Origin of the sequence: Mucilaginibacter sp. 21P (assembly GCF_019331605.1) — a bacterium.
In the GTDB taxonomy this organism is placed as follows: Bacteria; Bacteroidota; Bacteroidia; order Sphingobacteriales; family Sphingobacteriaceae; genus Mucilaginibacter; species Mucilaginibacter achroorhodeus.
Window position 1 is genome coordinate 144104 of record NZ_CP063061.1, and the last position, 17161, is coordinate 161264.

The 17161-nt window shown below is 43.7% G+C and carries 13 protein-coding genes; 12 read left to right on the top strand and 1 reads right to left on the bottom strand.

The features are described from left to right. Nucleotides 1-181 precede the first annotated feature (181 nt). The 10 genes from INP83_RS00525 (at nt 182) to INP83_RS00570 (ending at nt 14456) form a co-directional block, all read left to right on the top strand. Nucleotides 182-3451, top strand: a complete 3270-nt coding sequence (locus INP83_RS00525; protein ID WP_255563216.1) for a TonB-dependent receptor — start codon at nt 182-184, stop codon at nt 3449-3451. A 23-nt stretch (nt 3452-3474) separates the two neighbouring features. Further along, a complete protein-coding gene (locus tag INP83_RS00530; RefSeq protein ID WP_219125893.1) occupies nt 3475-5364 on the top strand; it encodes a RagB/SusD family nutrient uptake outer membrane protein in 1890 nt (629 codons plus the stop codon). Between the two features lie 12 nt (nt 5365-5376). After that, nucleotides 5377-6081, top strand: a complete 705-nt coding sequence (locus INP83_RS00535) for a DUF3823 domain-containing protein (RefSeq protein WP_219125894.1) — start codon at nt 5377-5379, stop codon at nt 6079-6081. Between the two features lie 58 nt (nt 6082-6139). Then, nucleotides 6140-7978, top strand: coding sequence for a glycoside hydrolase family 2 protein (locus INP83_RS00540; RefSeq protein WP_219125895.1), 1839 nt, complete (start codon nt 6140-6142; stop codon nt 7976-7978). Between the two features lie 143 nt (nt 7979-8121). Beyond that, the gene (locus tag INP83_RS00545; RefSeq protein WP_219125896.1) at nt 8122-10698 is read left to right on the top strand and encodes a M1 family aminopeptidase; all 2577 of its coding nucleotides are present in this window, start codon (nt 8122-8124) and stop codon (nt 10696-10698) included. A gap of 211 nt (nt 10699-10909) precedes the next feature. Continuing rightward, nucleotides 10910-11347: a thioredoxin family protein gene (locus INP83_RS00550; protein WP_219125897.1), complete on the top strand. Its 438-nt coding sequence runs from the start codon at nt 10910-10912 to the stop codon at nt 11345-11347. Continuing rightward, nucleotides 11337-12284, top strand: a complete 948-nt coding sequence (locus INP83_RS00555; RefSeq protein WP_255563217.1) for an FAD:protein FMN transferase — start codon at nt 11337-11339, stop codon at nt 12282-12284. Before INP83_RS00550 ends, INP83_RS00555 begins: the two co-directional genes overlap by 11 nt. A gap of 2 nt (nt 12285-12286) precedes the next feature. Continuing rightward, nucleotides 12287-12514, top strand: coding sequence for a DUF4266 domain-containing protein (locus INP83_RS00560; RefSeq protein WP_146272361.1), 228 nt, complete (start codon nt 12287-12289; stop codon nt 12512-12514). 14 nt (nt 12515-12528) lie between these two features. Next, on the top strand, nt 12529-13761 hold the full coding sequence (locus INP83_RS00565; protein ID WP_219125898.1) for a DUF3570 domain-containing protein: 1233 nt from the start codon (nt 12529-12531) through the stop codon (nt 13759-13761). A gap of 5 nt (nt 13762-13766) precedes the next feature. Continuing rightward, on the top strand, nt 13767-14456 hold the full coding sequence (locus INP83_RS00570; RefSeq protein ID WP_219125899.1) for a VIT1/CCC1 transporter family protein: 690 nt from the start codon (nt 13767-13769) through the stop codon (nt 14454-14456). Here the strand turns inward: INP83_RS00570 and INP83_RS00575 are convergent. Next, entirely contained in the window at nt 14453-15130 is a 678-nt protein-coding gene (locus INP83_RS00575) for a cytochrome b/b6 domain-containing protein (RefSeq protein WP_219125900.1), read from the bottom strand. The two genes, INP83_RS00570 and INP83_RS00575, sit on opposite strands and share 4 nt — an antisense overlap. Nucleotides 15131-15234: 104 nt before the next feature. Here INP83_RS00575 and INP83_RS00580 point away from each other — a divergent pair, with 104 nt between their 5' ends. Then, nucleotides 15235-15915 carry a response regulator transcription factor gene (locus INP83_RS00580; RefSeq protein ID WP_219125901.1) on the top strand — a complete coding sequence of 227 codons (681 nt, stop codon included), beginning with the start codon at nt 15235-15237 and terminating at the stop codon, nt 15913-15915. Further along, nucleotides 15912-17159: a HAMP domain-containing sensor histidine kinase gene (locus tag INP83_RS00585; RefSeq protein WP_219125902.1), complete on the top strand. Its 1248-nt coding sequence runs from the start codon at nt 15912-15914 to the stop codon at nt 17157-17159. The genes INP83_RS00580 and INP83_RS00585 overlap by 4 nt, the downstream gene beginning before the upstream one ends. The last annotated feature ends 2 nt before the right edge of the window (nt 17160-17161 follow it).

Here is a 17161-nt window from a genome sequence, read left to right on the forward strand (position 1 = left end):
TATAAACAAATGTAATTATTTCAATCCATTATTTCTTAAGAACTAAAAATGATACGTTTTAACCAACTATTGAGAAGATTTGGTTAATTATTGGTAAATAAAATCATCTCCTTTACATAAAAATGTTTACCCGTCTCCGGGACATTTATTGTTACGATAACCAATTTAATTATTTAACCATATGAGCAAACTTTTACTTCTCAGGCGACTGGGTTACCCCCTGTTGCCATTGTCTCTCGGCAAATGGTATCATAAAACGCTTTTATTAACTACCCTACTGGGCTGTTTAATGGTAGCGCAAAAGGCAAGTGCCCAAACTAAGGTTACGGGCATTGTTACTGATACTACCGGCCTTGCGCTTCCGGGCGTAGCCGTAAGGATACAGGGTTCACAAGCCGGAACCAGTACCGATGTAAACGGCGGCTTTACCTTAAACGTTCCATCTAATAACTCGGTATTGGTGTTCACCTATGTGGGCTTTGTAACCCAGCAAATACCGCTTAACGGCCAAACAAATTTAAAGGTAAGCCTTAAAGTAAGTAACTCTTCCCTGCAGGAAGTGGTGGTAACGGGCTTTGGCACACAGAAAAAGGAAACCGTAACCGGATCCATAGCCTCCGTAACCAACCGCGACATAGAGCGGGTACATGGCGGGGCTACGGTGAGTACAACGCTTGCGGGTAAGCTTCCCGGCGTTACTTTCCGGCAGCCGGATGGGCGGCCGGGGTCAAGCGCCAATATCCAGATCCGTAACATGGGCGCACCCTTGTATGTTATCGACGGTATACAGCAGGATGCCGGTCAGTTTAACAACCTGGCACCAAATGACATCGAAAATATATCGGTATTGAAAGATGCAAGTGCCGCAATTTATGGTGTGCTTGCAGCAAACGGTGTTGTGGTAGTAACAACCAAAAAAGGATCAGGAGAAACCCGCATTGGCTTGGATGCCAACTACGGTTTACAAAACTGGACCCGCTTCCCAATAGTTACTAATAATTCTTATGATTACGCAAGGTACCTGGCAGAAGCGCAAATTAACAGCAATGGCAGCACAACCATTACACCGGCAGAATTAGAGAAATACAAAGCCGGCACCGAACGCGGTTACCAAAGTTTTGACTGGCGCGACTACGTGCTGAAAAGCAACAACAATGCCCCGCTCTCTAATATCAACCTGAACCTTAACGGCGGGAACGAGAGGGTAACCTATTATGTATCGGCAACCAACCTGTACCAAAATTCCCAAATAGGTAAAGAGTATGAGTTTAAACGTACAAACATACAGTCGAACATAAGCGCTAATGTTGCAAGCGGCTTAAAAGTTGGTGTAAACATTAACGGCCGTATAGAGACCCGCGAGAATCCGGGTGTACCGGGTTATGACGATTATTTCTTAGCCCGCTTTGCTGTATTAAGAAACAAACCTACAGAAAGACCTTTTGCTAACGATAATCCGTTATACTTAAATAATATCTCTAATAACGAATCTAACTACGCATTTCTTAACAAAGCAAGGTCTGGTGTTTACCATAGCGACTGGCGTATCTTACAAACAAACTTTAACGCAGAATACCAGATCCCTGGTGTTAAGGGTTTATCGGTAAAAGGTGTTTACTCTTATTATTATGCAGATTACCTGCTGAATAACCACGAGTACACTTACGACACATACTCGTACGACCCTGCTTCCAATACCTACAACAGGGCAGGCGGAAGTACCAACCCTTATCGCGAGCGTGAACAAACCAAAAACATCAATACAACTGCTCAGCTTCAACTACTTTATAACAACACCTTTGGTAAACACACCATCAGCGGGTTACTTGTAGCGGAAAGGTTGGAATTTAGAAACCTGAGAAACTATGTACACTCGGTACCAACATCTAATAATCTGCCGCTGATCTACTTCCCTACCATGGACACCTATGATGATAGCGAAAATACTGACAGAAGGTTGGGCTACATCGCACGTATTAACTATAACTATGCAAACAAGTATTTTGTAGAATTATCGGGTCGTAGAGATGCGTCGTACCTTTTCGCACCTGATAAAAGGGTTGGTTATTTCCCGGGAGGTTCCGTTGGATGGAGAATTACCGAAGAGAAGTTCGCTAAAAATTTATTGGGCGATAACAGTGTGTTGAACGATTTGAAGTTCAGGGCATCATACGGTGTACTTGGCGATTACCGAAATCCTAATGATCCTAACCAATCAATTGTTGCCCCATACGCTTATTTACCGGGCTACAACTATAACTCTGGTGCAGCTGTGATAAGCGGCAATGGCAACATTGGTCAGCCGGGAAATTACATCATTGGTTCCAGTGATAAAGGTATCTTGATAACCCAGGTATCATGGCTAAAAAGCAAAACCTTTGATATTGGTGCCGATTTCTCCCTGTTTAACAACCATTTAACAGGTAGCGTCGATTACTTCTACCGTAAACGTACCGGCCTGCTTGCCGCCAGGGTAGATCAACTTATCCCGTCAGAAGCGGGTTACAGCTTGCCACAAGAAAACCTGAACAGCGATGCACAATATGGGCAGGAAATCGCACTTAATTACAATACCATTATTGGAAAGGTGAGAGTCAACATTGGTGGTAACATCGGTTATACAAGAGCAAAAAACGTAGATATTTACAACCCGTTGTTTGCCAACTCATGGGACCAATACAGAAACTCCCAGGTGAACCGATATAAAAATATCGACTGGGGATATCAGGTAACAGGTCAGTTTACCTCGCAGGAGCAGATAAACAATTACCCGATTAATATTGATGGCAAAGGTAACCGCACCTTGCTGCCCGGCGACCTGATCTACAAAGATCAAAACAACGACGGAAAAATTGACCAGTACGACCAGCGCCCTATTGGTTTTGGCTACGGCACCCAGCCTAACATCAACTTTGGTTTTACCATTGGAGCTACTTATAAAAGCTTTGATATAAGGGCCGACTTCTCCGGTGCATCAGGATACACCTGGTTCCAGAACTATGAAAATAAGTGGGCCTTCCAGAACGATGGTAACTTTAACACCATATTCTCAGACCGTTGGCACCATAGCGATCCATATGATGTGAACAGCCCGTGGATTCCCGGCAAATATCCTGCAACCCGTTTTAACCCCGGTAATGAAGGACACTCCGATTATGGCGTAATTTATAACGATGAGAACGGTAACAGGCAGGTAATAACCAATTCAACTTTCTGGTTGCATAACCTCACTTACCTAAGAGCCCGGACTATTGAGGTGGGTTATACCTTACCAACAGCATGGTTAAAGAAAGTGCGCATGAAAAGGGCTCGCGTTTATGTTAACGGCTACAACATGTTCTCGTTTGATAACATGAAGCAATTTAATCTCGATCCTGAGACCATCGATGATAACGGCTTGCAATTCCCGCAAAGCAGAGTGCTCAACTTTGGTGTTAACCTCACCTTTTAATGGCATCCTAAATATAAATTCAAATGAAAACAAGATATAAAGCAATAATGGTTGCAGCGCTACTTACTACTGGCGCCTGCAAAAAGGATAGTGAATTTTTAGATGTACCGCCAAAACAGGTGATCCCAACGGAAACATTATTCTCAGATCCTGTCCTTGTACTCTCTGCCTTGGCGAACTTATACAGCCGTCAGCTTGATTTTTCAAGCCTTGACGATGGCTGGGCTACTTTTGTAGACTTCAGTGAGGCTTTCCCGTCTGAAAACGGCAGCAGCTTTTTTGTTCAGCGGAGTGGCTGGGGGTATGGTGAATGGGGTAATTGGGACTATACTTACATCCGCGAATTAAACCTATTTATTCAAAGAGCTTCGGCATCCACCAAGTTGAGCGATGCAGATAAATCAAGATTTCTGGCAGAAGCCCGTTTCCTGAGAGCTAATTTCTATTTTGAGCTGGTAAAGAGGATGGGCGGCGTTCCGTTGGTAACAGAAGCCTCTGAACAGATACAAGATCCGCTTACCCTCCAAAAACCGAGGGCTAAGGAGTCTGAAGTATATGATTTCATTATCAGCGAAGCAGAGGCAATTAAAGACGCGCTGCCTACCAATGCTGATGAAAAAGGAAGGGCCACAAAAGGCGCTGCCCTGGCAATGGAAACAAGGGCAGCTTTGTATGCAGGCAGTATTGCAAAATATGGCACCACAACGCCGCAAGTTACGCTACCAGGCAACGAGGTAGGTATACCAAGTACATTGGCAAACGATTATTACACCAAAGCACTTGCAGCAGCCCAACAGATCATCAGCGGAAGCGCCGGTGCTTATGCCCTTTACCAGGGTCAAACCAATCTTTCTGAGAATTTTGCCGCTATTTTCTACGACAAAAGCACCAAGAACAAAGAATCTATTTTCATAGAAGACTTCAAGATAGGCACCCAAAAGAAACATTCATTTACTGTGAATGATCAACCCTATTCTTCGAGAGAAGAAGGAAGCGATGCAGGTCGGCTAAACCCTTCTTTGAACCTGGTAGAAGCTTTTGAAAAACTTGATAACACTTATGCCCCATTGGCTACAACTGACGGTAGCGGCAACCCGATCTACTATACCGATCAAAAGGATATTTTTGCGGGCCGCGATGCCCGTCTTGCAGGCACTGTAATTACACCCGGAAGTACCTTTAAAGCCCAGCCCCTTGATATTTGGGCAGGGTATCAATTAGCAGATGGGAGCGTGTTCAGCAGCAACGATGCATCTATTCTAAGAGCGCTGCCCGGTACCACTGCAAGTGTACAGGTAATTGGTAACGATGGCCCTGCTAACAGCAAGGAATTGCGTACGCAAACAGGGTTCTACATCCGCAAATATCTTGATCCGTCAACCGGTTCTGGCAGACGCGGTACAGGCAGCGATGTTCCCTTTATTCGCTATCGTTATGCTGAGGTGTTGTTAAACGCTTGTGAGGCGGCTTTTGAGTTAGGAAACAACGGCCTGGCGCTTACCTATATTAACCAGGTACGTTCTCGCGCAGGATTGACAACCCCATTGACTGAGCTTTCCTTCGACCGCATTGTGCATGAAAGAAGGGTTGAATTGGTATTTGAAGGCCATACCCTTTACGACATGAAAAGATGGCGCTTGGCACACATAGTTTGGGACGGCACACAAATGACGGTTGCTGATCTAAAGTCTAACATCGGTTCGGCGAAAAAAAGAAACACACAGCCTTATGGTCTATGGCCATATAAGTACTACAATCCGGGCAACCCTAATAATGGCAAATGGCTATTTAAAGAGGTACGCCCGAGCTTGGTTACCGGCGCAAATACCTTTAGGCTGGGTAACTACTACTCTCAGATCAGTAACGATATCTTATCAGCGAACCCAAAACTTGTGAAGCAACCAAATCAATAACTTGAAAAGATCATGAAATATAAATACAGTTTTATAATATTGTTCGCTATGATGTGGGCAATAACAGCATGCAAAAAGGATACCTATGATGCACCGTCTGTTACTTTAAAAGGGCGGTTGGTTTATAACGGTGAACCTATCAATGTTGAATTTAACCAGGTGCCATTTCAATTGTACCAACCGGGTTTTGGTAAAACAGGGGCTATAGTTGGCACATTTGGTCAGGACGGCTCTTACTCCACCTTGTTGTTCAGTGGCAATTACAAAATGATAATTCCCAACGGCCAAGGGCCTTTCCGTTGGAATGAGAACCAAACCACTAATCAACGCGATACACTGGCAGTCAACGTAAGTGGCGACCAAAATTTAGATATCAACGTAACCCCTTATTATCTTATCAATAATAGCCAGATAACTGCAGCTAATAACATTGTTACGGCTAAGTTTGATATCAACAAGGTAATTACTGATGCAAATGCCCGTGATGTTGAACGTGTAACCTTATTCATCAACAAAACGCAGTTTGTATCTGGTGGTGATAATATTGCCCAGACCTCAATTGAAGGATCGGCTATAACCGGTTTTCAAAACCTCAGCATCACTACGGCCATACCAGCACTAACACCAACGCAAAATTATGTTTTTGCAAGGGTGGGATTAAAAATTACAGGGCTTGAAGATCTTATCTTCTCCCCGTTAGTAAAAGTTACTTTCTAAATTTAAGGGGCGTAAATACGCTACGCCCCTTATTTAATTAAATTCAAGACACCTACAAATGAATAAGTTTACGTTAAGCTTTGCCTTACTTTGTTCAGCCTTCGGCGCATTTGCACAGCAAAGCAACTGGCATCCTATTAAAGACCGCATTACCACGCCCTGGGCCGATAAGGTAGACCCTAAAAAACCGCTTCCGGAATATCCCCGTCCGCAACTGGTGAGGGACAATAACTGGCAAAATCTTAACGGCCTTTGGGACTACAGCATTGTGGCAAAAGCCAACACTCCCTCAAAATATGATGGTAAGATTTTAGTGCCATTTGCAGTAGAATCTGCATTATCAGGAGTGGGCAAAACCGTTGGCAAGGATAGCTTGCTTTGGTACAAAACAACATTCAAATTAAGTAACCAGGTAAAAGGCAAGCAGGTATTGCTGCATTTTGGTGCGGTAGATTGGCGTACCGAGGTATTTGTTAACGGCAAAAGCATAGGCAAGCACGAAGGGGGTTTTGACCCGTTCACTTTTGATATCACCACTGCTCTTAAAGGCGGCGGCGATCAGCAAATTGTAGTGAGTGTTTGGGACCCTACCGATGACGGCCCGCAGCCTCGTGGCAAACAGGTAAAAAAACCCGAAGGTATTTGGTACACGCCTGTAACTGGTATATGGCAAACCGTATGGGTAGAAGGCGTTGCGAAAACGCATATCCAGTCAACCAAGCAAACGCCGGATATAGATCAGAAAACTTTATCAGTATCTGCAGCTATTGCCGGCGTACAACCAGGCGACAAACTGCGTATAACCGCTTACGACGGAAAAATCCGCGTTGATGAGCAGACGGTTGACGCAGGCGCTACGGCCATGTTAAATATCGCCAATCCTAAATTATGGTCGCCAGAAAGCCCTTTCCTTTATGATCTGCAGGTTGCTGTTATCCGCAACAACAAAGCGATTGACCAGGTAAAGAGTTATTTCGCTATGCGTAAGATTTCGCTTGGTGCCGATGCAAATGGCGTGCAACGTATGTTACTGAATAACAATTTTGTATTCCAATACGGCCCGTTAGATCAGGGCTGGTGGCCTGATGGTTTATACACCCCGCCTACATACGAAGCTATGGTGTACGATATTGACAAGCTTAAAGAGATGGGCTTTAACATGATACGTAAACACATCAAGGTAGAACCAGCTCGTTACTATACCTATTGCGACCAGCATGGTATGCTGCTTTGGCAGGATATGCCGAGCGGAGACCTGGGCAATGGCTGGGAGAACCGCCCCGGAGTAATTGACCGCGCAACCGACCAAAATCGCACTCCCGAATCTGAAGGTTACTACCGCAAAGAATGGAATGCGATCATGAACGAATTGCACAACTACCCGTCTATTGTTGTATGGACTCCTTTTAATGAAGCCTGGGGACAATTTAAAACAGTTGAGATAAGTGAGTGGACAATGAAAAAAGACCCATCGAGATTGGTGAACAGCGCCAGCGGTGGTAATTTTTATACAACCGGCCATATTGTAGACCTGCACAATTATCCGCAGCCTGCAACGCCGAGGCCTGATATTTTTGGCAAAACAACTGCCGTGGTTTTAGGTGAGTTTGGCGGCTTGGGCTGGCCGGTTGAAGGCCATAACTGGCAGGCAAATAAAAACTGGGGCTACCAGACATTTAAAAACGGTGAAGACCTGTTAAAGCGTTATGTAACATTTACTGATCGCTTGCAGGAACTTATTAAGCTTGGATTATCCGCAGCGGTGTATACGCAAACCACTGATGTTGAGGGTGAAGTTAATGGTTTCCTTACCTATGACCGTAAGGTTATCAAGATGCCGGTTGAAAGCCTTCGCAAAGAGAACGTAAAACTTTACAACCCGGCTTTAGTAAAGTAATTTTTGGTTTATTGGTTTATAAAAGTGCAGCCCTGCTATGATATCATAGCAGGGCTTGCTTATTCAATAGAATTAGGATAATCACAACTATTTATAATTAAAATAAAAAAGGCATCTTCACGTCCGGATATTCATGATTGCACATGAGAAGATTGCTTACTTTTCTTATCCTGATCGCTTTACCTTGCATTATTTATGCTCAACAACTACCTGTTGAGGCAGGGGTCCCTTTGAGATTAGCACAATACCGAAAGGCGGTAATTGACAGCATAACTTACCAAATAACTTTTCGCATCCCCGAAAAAAAGACAGATCCAATTAAGGCGCTGGTACTTATAAATTTTGATCTGAAAACTGCAGATGAGCGATTGCAGCTTGATTTTAAGCAGAGTGCCGACCATGTTAAGGAGATAAGTGTAAATTTTACGCATGATCTTCACAAGCCCGATACCCTGGAGCCCATTAATCTACGGAATGAGCACCTGATCATCAGCACCAAACGCTTAAAGAAAGGCCGAAATCAAATAGAAATTATCTTCACACCCGGCGATGCTTCGCTTAATCGCAACGATGATTATTTATACGCGCTTTTTGTACCCGACCATGCCCGCACCGTTTTCCCATGTTTTGATCAGCCCGATTTGAAAGCAAGGTATACGTTAGGGCTTAATGTTCCACCCGGATGGAAAGTATTAGCAAATAGCAATATAAAAGATTCCAGCGCTTATCAGGACCATGTTGAATATCGTTTCAAACAATCTGATAAACTACCAACCTATCTTTTCTCTTTTACTGCTGGCAAATACACTTCAGTAAAAAAAATGCTGGATGGCCGCGAAGCCGAGTTTCTTTATCGGGAAACTGATGAGCAAAAAATTAAACTAAGCGTCGATTCTGTTTTTGAGCAACACCGCCAGGCTATCAGGTTTCTGGAGGATTGGACCACAATTAAATATCCTTTTCAAAAAGTGGGCTTTGTTGCCATTCCCGATTTCCAGTTTGGAGGCATGGAGCATCCTGGTGAGATACAATATAAAGCATCTGGTCTTTTCCTGGATGATGCCGCCACTAAGGATGCCCATATTGCACGAGCGAACGTGATATCGCATGAAACTGCGCACATGTGGTTTGGCGACCTGGTAACCATGCGCTGGTTTAACGATGTGTGGACGAAAGAGGTATTTGCCAATTTTATGGCCGATAAGGTAACAGAAAAACTGATGGGTACTGCCACCTTTAACCTTAAATTTTTACAGGATCACTATCCCGCAGCCTACGCCGTTGACCGAACGGCAGGCGCAAACCCTATTCGCCAGCAATTAGATAACCTGCAAGATGCCGGATCAATGTACGGCAATATCATCTATCACAAGGCTCCTATCATGATGCGCCAGTTGGAATTGCTGATGGGTAAATCAAATTTCCAGGCGGGCGTTAGGGAATATTTAAAGACGTATGCTTACAGCAATGCAACCTGGCCAAACCTGATAGAGATTTTAGGCAAACATACCAAAGCTGACCTGAGCAACTGGAACAAAGTGTGGGTATATGATACCGGCCGGCCGGTCATCGAGGCCGATGTTAGCTATTCAAACGGAAAAATAAGTAAGCTAACACTTGCCCAGCACCCGGAGAGCGGCCCGAACCGCATTTGGCCCCAGGCTTTTGATATCACTTTAGTTTATCCCAATGGTCAGCAAACCATTCCGGTGAATTTAAATGCGCAAAAAATCCAGGTGTCTCTTGCAAATGGCAAACCCAAACCAATATATATTATCTATAATTCTAATGGCATGGGTTACGGCGTATTTCCTGTGGAAAAGGCATTGGATCCAGCTCAATTTGCTTTACAAAGCCCGGTACAGCGAGCTTCTGTCTACATCAATTTGTATGAGAACATGTTGAACGGCCGGGGCTACTCTCCTGCGCAACTGATGGCTTTATTTGGGCACGGTTTACAAACCGAAAAGGAAGAAACCAACCTCCGTATGCTAACGGGTTATATTAGCAACATTTACTGGGAATTTATAAACACAACAGAGCGAACCAACATCGTTGTTGGTTTAGAAAAAGCTTTGTGGTCAGCAGTGCAAAGTCAATCCCTTTCTAACAACAAAAAGATATTGTTCGGCACCTATCAAAACATTTACACCAGCGAGGCCGCTGCAAAGGAAATCTATAACATCTGGAAAACGCAAACCCCGCCTAAAGGTGTAAAGCTAACCGAAGATGATTATACAGGATTAGCTTTTACTATTGCTTTAAAAAGCGATACCGTTACCAATGTATTAAAACAACAGGAAGAAAGAATAACAAACACCGACCGTAAAAAACGAATCGAGTTCTTGATGCCGGCCCTGTCACTGAATGTAAAGGAACGAGACAGCTTTTTTCACTCTTTAAAGGACAGAAAAAACAGGGCCAAAGAAGCATGGGTGCTCTCGGCGTTAGGCTATTTACATCATCCGTTAAGGCAAAAAACTTCCATCAAATACATCCCTGAAAGCTTGAACATGTTAGCGGAAATACAAGCAACCGGTGATATCTTTTTTCCGCAGGGTTTTATCAACGCCACCTTTGGCAATTATCAAAGTAAGGAAGCGGCAATTATGGTAAGAGATTTTATAAAAACTCATCCCGATCTTAATCCTAAGCTTATGGGAAAACTATCACAAGGAGTAGATAATTTGGTACGGACACAGCGCTTAATGCGTAACTGATAACACTGATTTTTTAATGAGTTTATTCCATCAGGCAGTGTTATGAATGTATTATCGCTAATACAGTAAGTGTCTGACGCTTAAGCTGGATTTTGTCATTTATTTCTCAAATACCAGAATTTCATCTCAACTACAGAATCACCTTGTACCATTGTATCGACAAGTCTTGATTATGCGTACAAGCATAAACCAAGGTTTTTAAATACAATATATGAAGTTCATTTTCATTACGCTGATAGCGCTGGGATTACAGCCCGTAACTTGGTTAGGTAATTTTAAAACAGCTACTGAAGAAGCAGCAAAAACGCATAAATTAATTGTAGTCAATTTTTCGGGATCTGATTGGTGCGGCCCTTGTATACGTTTACGCAAGGAGATATTAGAATCTGAAAACTTCACCAATTACGCAGCAGCTAACCTGATATTGGTGCGTGCCGATTTCCCAAGACAAAAGAAAAATCAGCTGGGTAAAGAACAGGTGAAGCTTAACGAGGCGCTTGCCGACCGTTACAACGCCGATGGGAAATTCCCTTATACCTTATTGGTCGATGAAAACGGTAAGGTTTTAAAAAGCTGGGATGGCTACCCCGATGAAAGCCCTGAGCAATTTGTAAACGAAATTAAAGCTTACGCCAACAATGGTAGGTGATATTATGCAACCACCCGTTGTTCATAAGCGGATTTTAAAGCTGATGGGTAACCGCTTTGAAATAAGCCTTGTAAGCGATAATGAAGAATGGGCACACAGCCGTATTGACATGGCGGTTGCCGAAATAGCAAGAATTGAGCGGTTACTCACTACCTACAACGAAGAAAGTGAAACCAACCAGATCAATGCGATGGCCGGCATTGCACCGGTAATGGTTGATAAAGAAGTATTTGATCTTATTTCCCGCTCTATTCGTATCTCAGCGCTTACACAAGGAGCCTTTGATATCACTTATGGTTCTATTGACAAAAGTCTGTGGAACTTTGATGTGAACATGACTGTGCTACCGGATAAGGAAACGGCCCTCAATTCTGTAAGGTTGACAAACTACCAAAACATAGAACTTGATGCTGAAAACACAACCGTTTTCCTGAAGGAAAAAGGGATGCGCATAGGGTTTGGGGGTATTGGAAAAGGTTACGCTGCCGACCGTGCTAAGTTAATATTACAACAAGCGGGCGTAAGCAACGGGATCGTAAATGCGGCCGGTGATCTTATCACCTGGGGCAATCAGCCCAACGGGCGCCCGTGGACCATCGCCATTGCCGATCCAGATAAAGCCGACAAGCCATTTTCCTCGGTCGATATCAGCAACATGGCAGTTGCCACCTCAGGCAATTATGCTAAATACGCCGTAATAGATGGCAAGCGCTATTCGCATACCATTGACCCTAAAACCGGCTTACCCGTAAGTGGGATAAAAAGCGTAACTATTATTTGCCCCAGTGCAGAGTTTGCCGATGCCATGGCTACCCCGGTAACGGTAATGGGCGCGCAGGTAGGCCTCCACCTTATCAATCAGCTACAGCATGTAGCCTGCATCATCGTTACAGATGACAACAAAGTTTTCACCTCTAAAAACATCAATATTAAATAAAGATGAATAAATATCCCCTACTTAAATTAATGTTGGTTGGCCTGGGCCTCGTGGCCTGCCTGCCGTCTTGCGTTTCCGTTAAAGGTTACCAGAAAAATCGTCTTAACGATTCGGAGATGGAGTTATCTGCCCGTAAATCTCAAAAGTTTGAACAAAGCTTCCAGCTTTACCGCGAGGCTGGCTCGGGTGCAAACGGTGGTAAAAGCGGCGGCGGCTGTGGTTGTAACTAAATAAACAGGCAGCCATGAAAAAAATATATCTATGTATTGCCGCCCTTTACCTGGGCATTGCAACCTCGCACGCGCAAACCAAACCGGAAACTGTTAAAGACACATCCAACTATGAGACGCGTAAACTTCAACTGGATGAGATCAATATCATTTCGGCATACTATCATCAGGATGGTAATAACTCTGCAGTAACCGGTGGTATCGGTACAGAAAAACTTACCGATTTTGCCAATACCATTGACCTGCACATGTTTAAATATGGCAACGGCAATACTAAGCATTCGTTCTTATTTGAGTTAGGAGTAGACCATTACACTTCTGCATCATCGGATAAGATTGATCCCAACACCATATCTTCTGCATCTATGCAGGATACCCGTATTTACCCATCTCTTAATTGGACGGTATCTAACGAAAAAACGGGCCGGGCGTTCGGTCTTACTGCTTCATATTCACACGAGTATGATTACCAGTCATTTGGTGGCGGCGTCAATTATACCTGGCTTTCTAAAAATAAGAATACTCAATTTGATTTTAAGGGTATGGCCTTCCTGGATACATGGAAAGTTATCCTGCCCGTTGAACTGCGGCCCCCCGGTTACGGTTCCGGATCAGAAAGAGACGAGCGCAATGGTGGCGGTTCGGTAGATTATCGCCCGCGAAACTCCTTTAGCACGGCGCTCTCCATATCGCAAGTTATCAACACCAGGTTACAGGCTTTGCTAATTGTAGAACCATCATACCAGCATGGCCTATTGGCTACCAAGTATCAGCGCGACTACTTCACCGATGGCTCCGAACGTGCGGAGAACTTGCCCGATGACCGTTATAAGCTACCGATAGGTATCCGCTTTAATTACTTTCTTGACGACCATTTTATCATCCGTACATTTTATCGGTATTACATGGATAGCTGGGGCATAAGGGCACATACCGCCGAACTGGAGGTACCCATTAAACTAACTTCTTTTGTTTCGGTAAGTCCGTACTACCGTTATAACAATCAGGTAGGTACGCGTTATTTTGCGCCGTACGGGCAGCATGATCCTAATGCAGCATTTTACACCAGTGATTATGACCTTTCTACACTAAACAGTAGCTTTATAGGAGCTAACATTCGCCTTGCCCCGCCTAAGGGTGTGTTCGGCTGGCAACACTTTAGCGCCCTGGAGATAAGAGCAGGCCATTACACACGGTCAACCGGCCTCACTTCAAACATAGTAACCTTAGCCATGAAGTTTAAATAGGCATTATGCACAAAGAAAAACATGTAACCAGTTCTGAAACCATCAGGGATATTGTTATCGGTATGTCTGATGGTTTAACCGTACCCTTTGCTTTGGCCGCGGGCCTAAGCGGTGCTGTAAGTGCTTCGGCGTTGGTAGTAACTGCCGGTATTGCCGAAATTGTGGCAGGCTCAATAGCGATGGGCCTTGGCGGTTATCTGGCTGGTAAAACTGATGTAGACCATTACCGCTCTGAGCTTAAACGCGAATACGAAGAGGTAGACCGTGTGCCAGACCAGGAAAAAAAGGAGGTTAAAGATGTTTTTGCAGAGTTTGGCCTATCGGAAAAATTGCAACAGCAAATTGCCGATGAAATGGCAAAGGATAAAAAGAAATGGGTGGACTTTATGATGCGCTATGAGTTGGGGCTGGAAGAACCAAACGCTAACCGTGCTACCAAAAGCGCGTTAACAATTGGCGCATCGTACATCATCGGCGGCATTATACCGTTGTCCCCATACTTTTTTGTGCATCAGGCTCATATAGCCTTGCAATACTCATGCATGGTTACGCTGGTTTGCCTGTTTGTTTTTGGCTGGTTTAAAAGCAAAATGACAGGGCAACCGCCATTGGCAGGGGCCTTAAAAGTTGTGGTGATAGGCACTTTGGCCGCGGGGGCCGCGTTCGCTATGTCGAAATTGATATCGGGGCATTAAGACAAGCTTTTGCCCCCGTTTATCATGTCTGACACTATGCCGCTGCTATCCTTACGTTCCGCCAGGAAAACGCCTACCAGGTGCACCACAATAAAGGCAAGCACCAGGTACATGCAACAACCATGTACCTCTTTTACGCTATGGCGTGTAGCTTTAAATGGTGACAACAGATCTTCAAACGCCAGGAACAAGCCCGTTATCACCATAATGAACAAAACGAAGTAGAACCCTGCGTAGATGATCTTCACTGTTAGCTCATGCAAGGTCCGCTCTCGTTTAAGCTTGGTATTTGTATAAGCTTTATATGCTTCACGCAGTTTGGGTATAAACTTTTGATCGGCCAGTTGAAAATATTCGAGCACTATCCTAAAAAGGAACAATGCTGCCAAAGCATAGCCAAACCAAATATGTATGTCCCAAACTTTGTCTTCTAAATTATGGCTTATAGCACCGGCCTGGTCATCGGTAATTATAACAACTTTACCTTGCAGGGAATTCTTAACCAAAGTGGTGATGCCTTTCCGGTCAGTCAGTGTGGAATTAATTAATACCGTTATGAGCGATCCGCTGATGATCAACGTATTTGCCCAATGCCAAAACCTAATGGCTGCCGAATGCTTTTTAACTTTATCAGGATGATTCCGCTCCGCTCTAACAGGTTCGATGATGCTCATAACATAAAATTATGGATGAATTCTGTGGTAATCCTGAAGAGGTGCTACCAACTTCAGAATTACTACAAAATAATAACTTATCTTAATCGCACATTGTTAATACGTTGAAAATACTGGTTATAGAAGACGAGCCTGGTCTACGGGATGATATTAGTGCTTATCTTAACGCTGATAGTAACCTTTGCGAAAGCTGTGAAGACCTGACCACAGCTACCCAAAAACTCGCCATTTACACATATGATTTTGTATTGCTGGATATCGGCCTGCCGGATGGTGAAGGCTTTGCTATACTCGATTACTTGCGTACCAATAACAGAAGTGAGGCCGTTTTAGTAATATCAGCCCGTAACTCGTTAGATGATAAGCTTAAAGGCCTTAACATAGGTGCCGACGATTACCTTACCAAACCATTTCACCTGGCAGAACTTAAGGCAAGGTTAATGGCAGTTTACAGGCGCAAATCATTAAATACCAATAATCGTACACTGGTTTTTAATGAGATCAACATCGATCTGCATTCGAGAGAGGTAATTATCAACGACGAGCCGGTCATCCTTACAAAAAAGGAATATGATATGCTGCTTTACTTTCTTGCTAACAAGAACAAGGTTATAGCTAAAACGGCCATAGCAGAACACCTTTGGGGCGATGAAATGGATATGCACGATAATTTCGATTTCATTTATACGCACATTAAAAACCTTCGCAAGAAAATGGTTGATACCGGCTGCAATGATTACATCAAGTCTGTTTACGGTATAGGCTACAAATTCACTGTTTCATGAAATTAGCTGCACATTATACAAAAACCAGTATAATTACCAGTTTACTGGTATTGGTAGCAGGGGCTGTTGTATACTTTATCGCCATTAATTACGTAGCCGAAAAACAGCTTGATAAAAGCCTGACACAGGAACTTTACGAAGCTAAGGAATATGTCAGCAACAGTACCCTGCCGCCACAACGCTATGATGCAGACCAGGACCACGCTGTATTTACGCCAACAGATCAATCAGCTATTAAGCGGCGTTTTTTTGATACTACTTATCATAATTCCTGGGACCGCACAGTAGAACCCGGCCGTGCAGTTGAGGATCTGGTTAAGGTTAACAGTAAAAATTATAAGGTAACGATCACCATGTCGCGCGAGGGTACCGAGTTTTTGGTGGAGATCATCACTATTATCACCTTAGCGCTCATAGCCGGGCTGTTGGCAGTTTTATTCATCACTAATAAGTATTTACTAAAGGGATTATGGCAACCCTTTTTTGATACGCTTGGTCAAATAAAGGGCTTCGACATCGAGAAAAAGAACCTGAAATTGAAAAGTAATGATGTAGATGAATTTTCTGAACTGAACGAAGCGATAAACGGAATGGCGGCCAGAATAAGCACCGACTATCAGAACCTGAAACAATTTTCTGAGAATGCATCGCATGAGTTGATGACGCCCCTTGCCGTGGTGACCACTAAGCTTGATACGCTGATACAAGATGAACAGCTAACGGCAGATCAGTTGCAGCGGATACAGGATGTTTACACGTCTATCAATAAATCCGTAAAGCTTAACCAAACCTTATTATTGTTGGTAAAGCTGGATAATGAGTTGATCGCGAATAAGGAGCCGATTGATCTTAAGGCCTGCATTGCCGAAAAGATCCAACAGTTCAATGAATTAGCCGCAGGAAAAGGCGTAGTGATCCATCAACAACTTGAAAACAAAACGCTTGAAGCAAGCAGGTATTTGTTAGATATACTACTTAACAATTTACTAAGTAACGCCATTAGACATAATTCCACAGGTGGCGAGGTCAAAGTATATCTGACCAGCAACGAATTGATCGTCAGTAACATGGGCCCGGATAATCCTATTCCACCGGATAAGGTATTTGAGCGTTTCCATAAAGGAACAGCATCAAACGGTACAGGTTTAGGCCTTGCGCTTGTAAAAAATATAGCACAACAATTTGGCCTGCCTATAAGCTATTCCTTCTCCCGGGGATGGCACACCTTCACTGTAAAGTTTTAAAG

Bases quoted from the DNA above. Each gene is read 5' to 3' on its own strand.
- INP83_RS00525 (WP_255563216.1), top strand. From the start codon at position 182: ATGAGCAAACTTTTACTTCTCAGGCGACTGGGTTACCCCCTGTTGCCA.
- INP83_RS00530 (WP_219125893.1), top strand. From the start codon at position 3,475: ATGAAAACAAGATATAAAGCAATAATGGTTGCAGCGCTACTTACTACT.
- INP83_RS00535 (WP_219125894.1), top strand. From the start codon at position 5,377: ATGAAATATAAATACAGTTTTATAATATTGTTCGCTATGATGTGGGCA.
- INP83_RS00540 (WP_219125895.1), top strand. From the start codon at position 6,140: ATGAATAAGTTTACGTTAAGCTTTGCCTTACTTTGTTCAGCCTTCGGC.
- INP83_RS00545 (WP_219125896.1), top strand. From the start codon at position 8,122: ATGAGAAGATTGCTTACTTTTCTTATCCTGATCGCTTTACCTTGCATT.
- INP83_RS00550 (WP_219125897.1), top strand. From the start codon at position 10,910: ATGAAGTTCATTTTCATTACGCTGATAGCGCTGGGATTACAGCCCGTA.
- INP83_RS00555 (WP_255563217.1), top strand. From the start codon at position 11,337: ATGGTAGGTGATATTATGCAACCACCCGTTGTTCATAAGCGGATTTTA.
- INP83_RS00560 (WP_146272361.1), top strand. From the start codon at position 12,287: ATGAATAAATATCCCCTACTTAAATTAATGTTGGTTGGCCTGGGCCTC.
- INP83_RS00565 (WP_219125898.1), top strand. From the start codon at position 12,529: ATGAAAAAAATATATCTATGTATTGCCGCCCTTTACCTGGGCATTGCA.
- INP83_RS00570 (WP_219125899.1), top strand. From the start codon at position 13,767: ATGCACAAAGAAAAACATGTAACCAGTTCTGAAACCATCAGGGATATT.
- INP83_RS00575 (WP_219125900.1), bottom strand. From the start codon at position 15,130: ATGAGCATCATCGAACCTGTTAGAGCGGAGCGGAATCATCCTGATAAA.
- INP83_RS00585 (WP_219125902.1), top strand. From the start codon at position 15,912: ATGAAATTAGCTGCACATTATACAAAAACCAGTATAATTACCAGTTTA.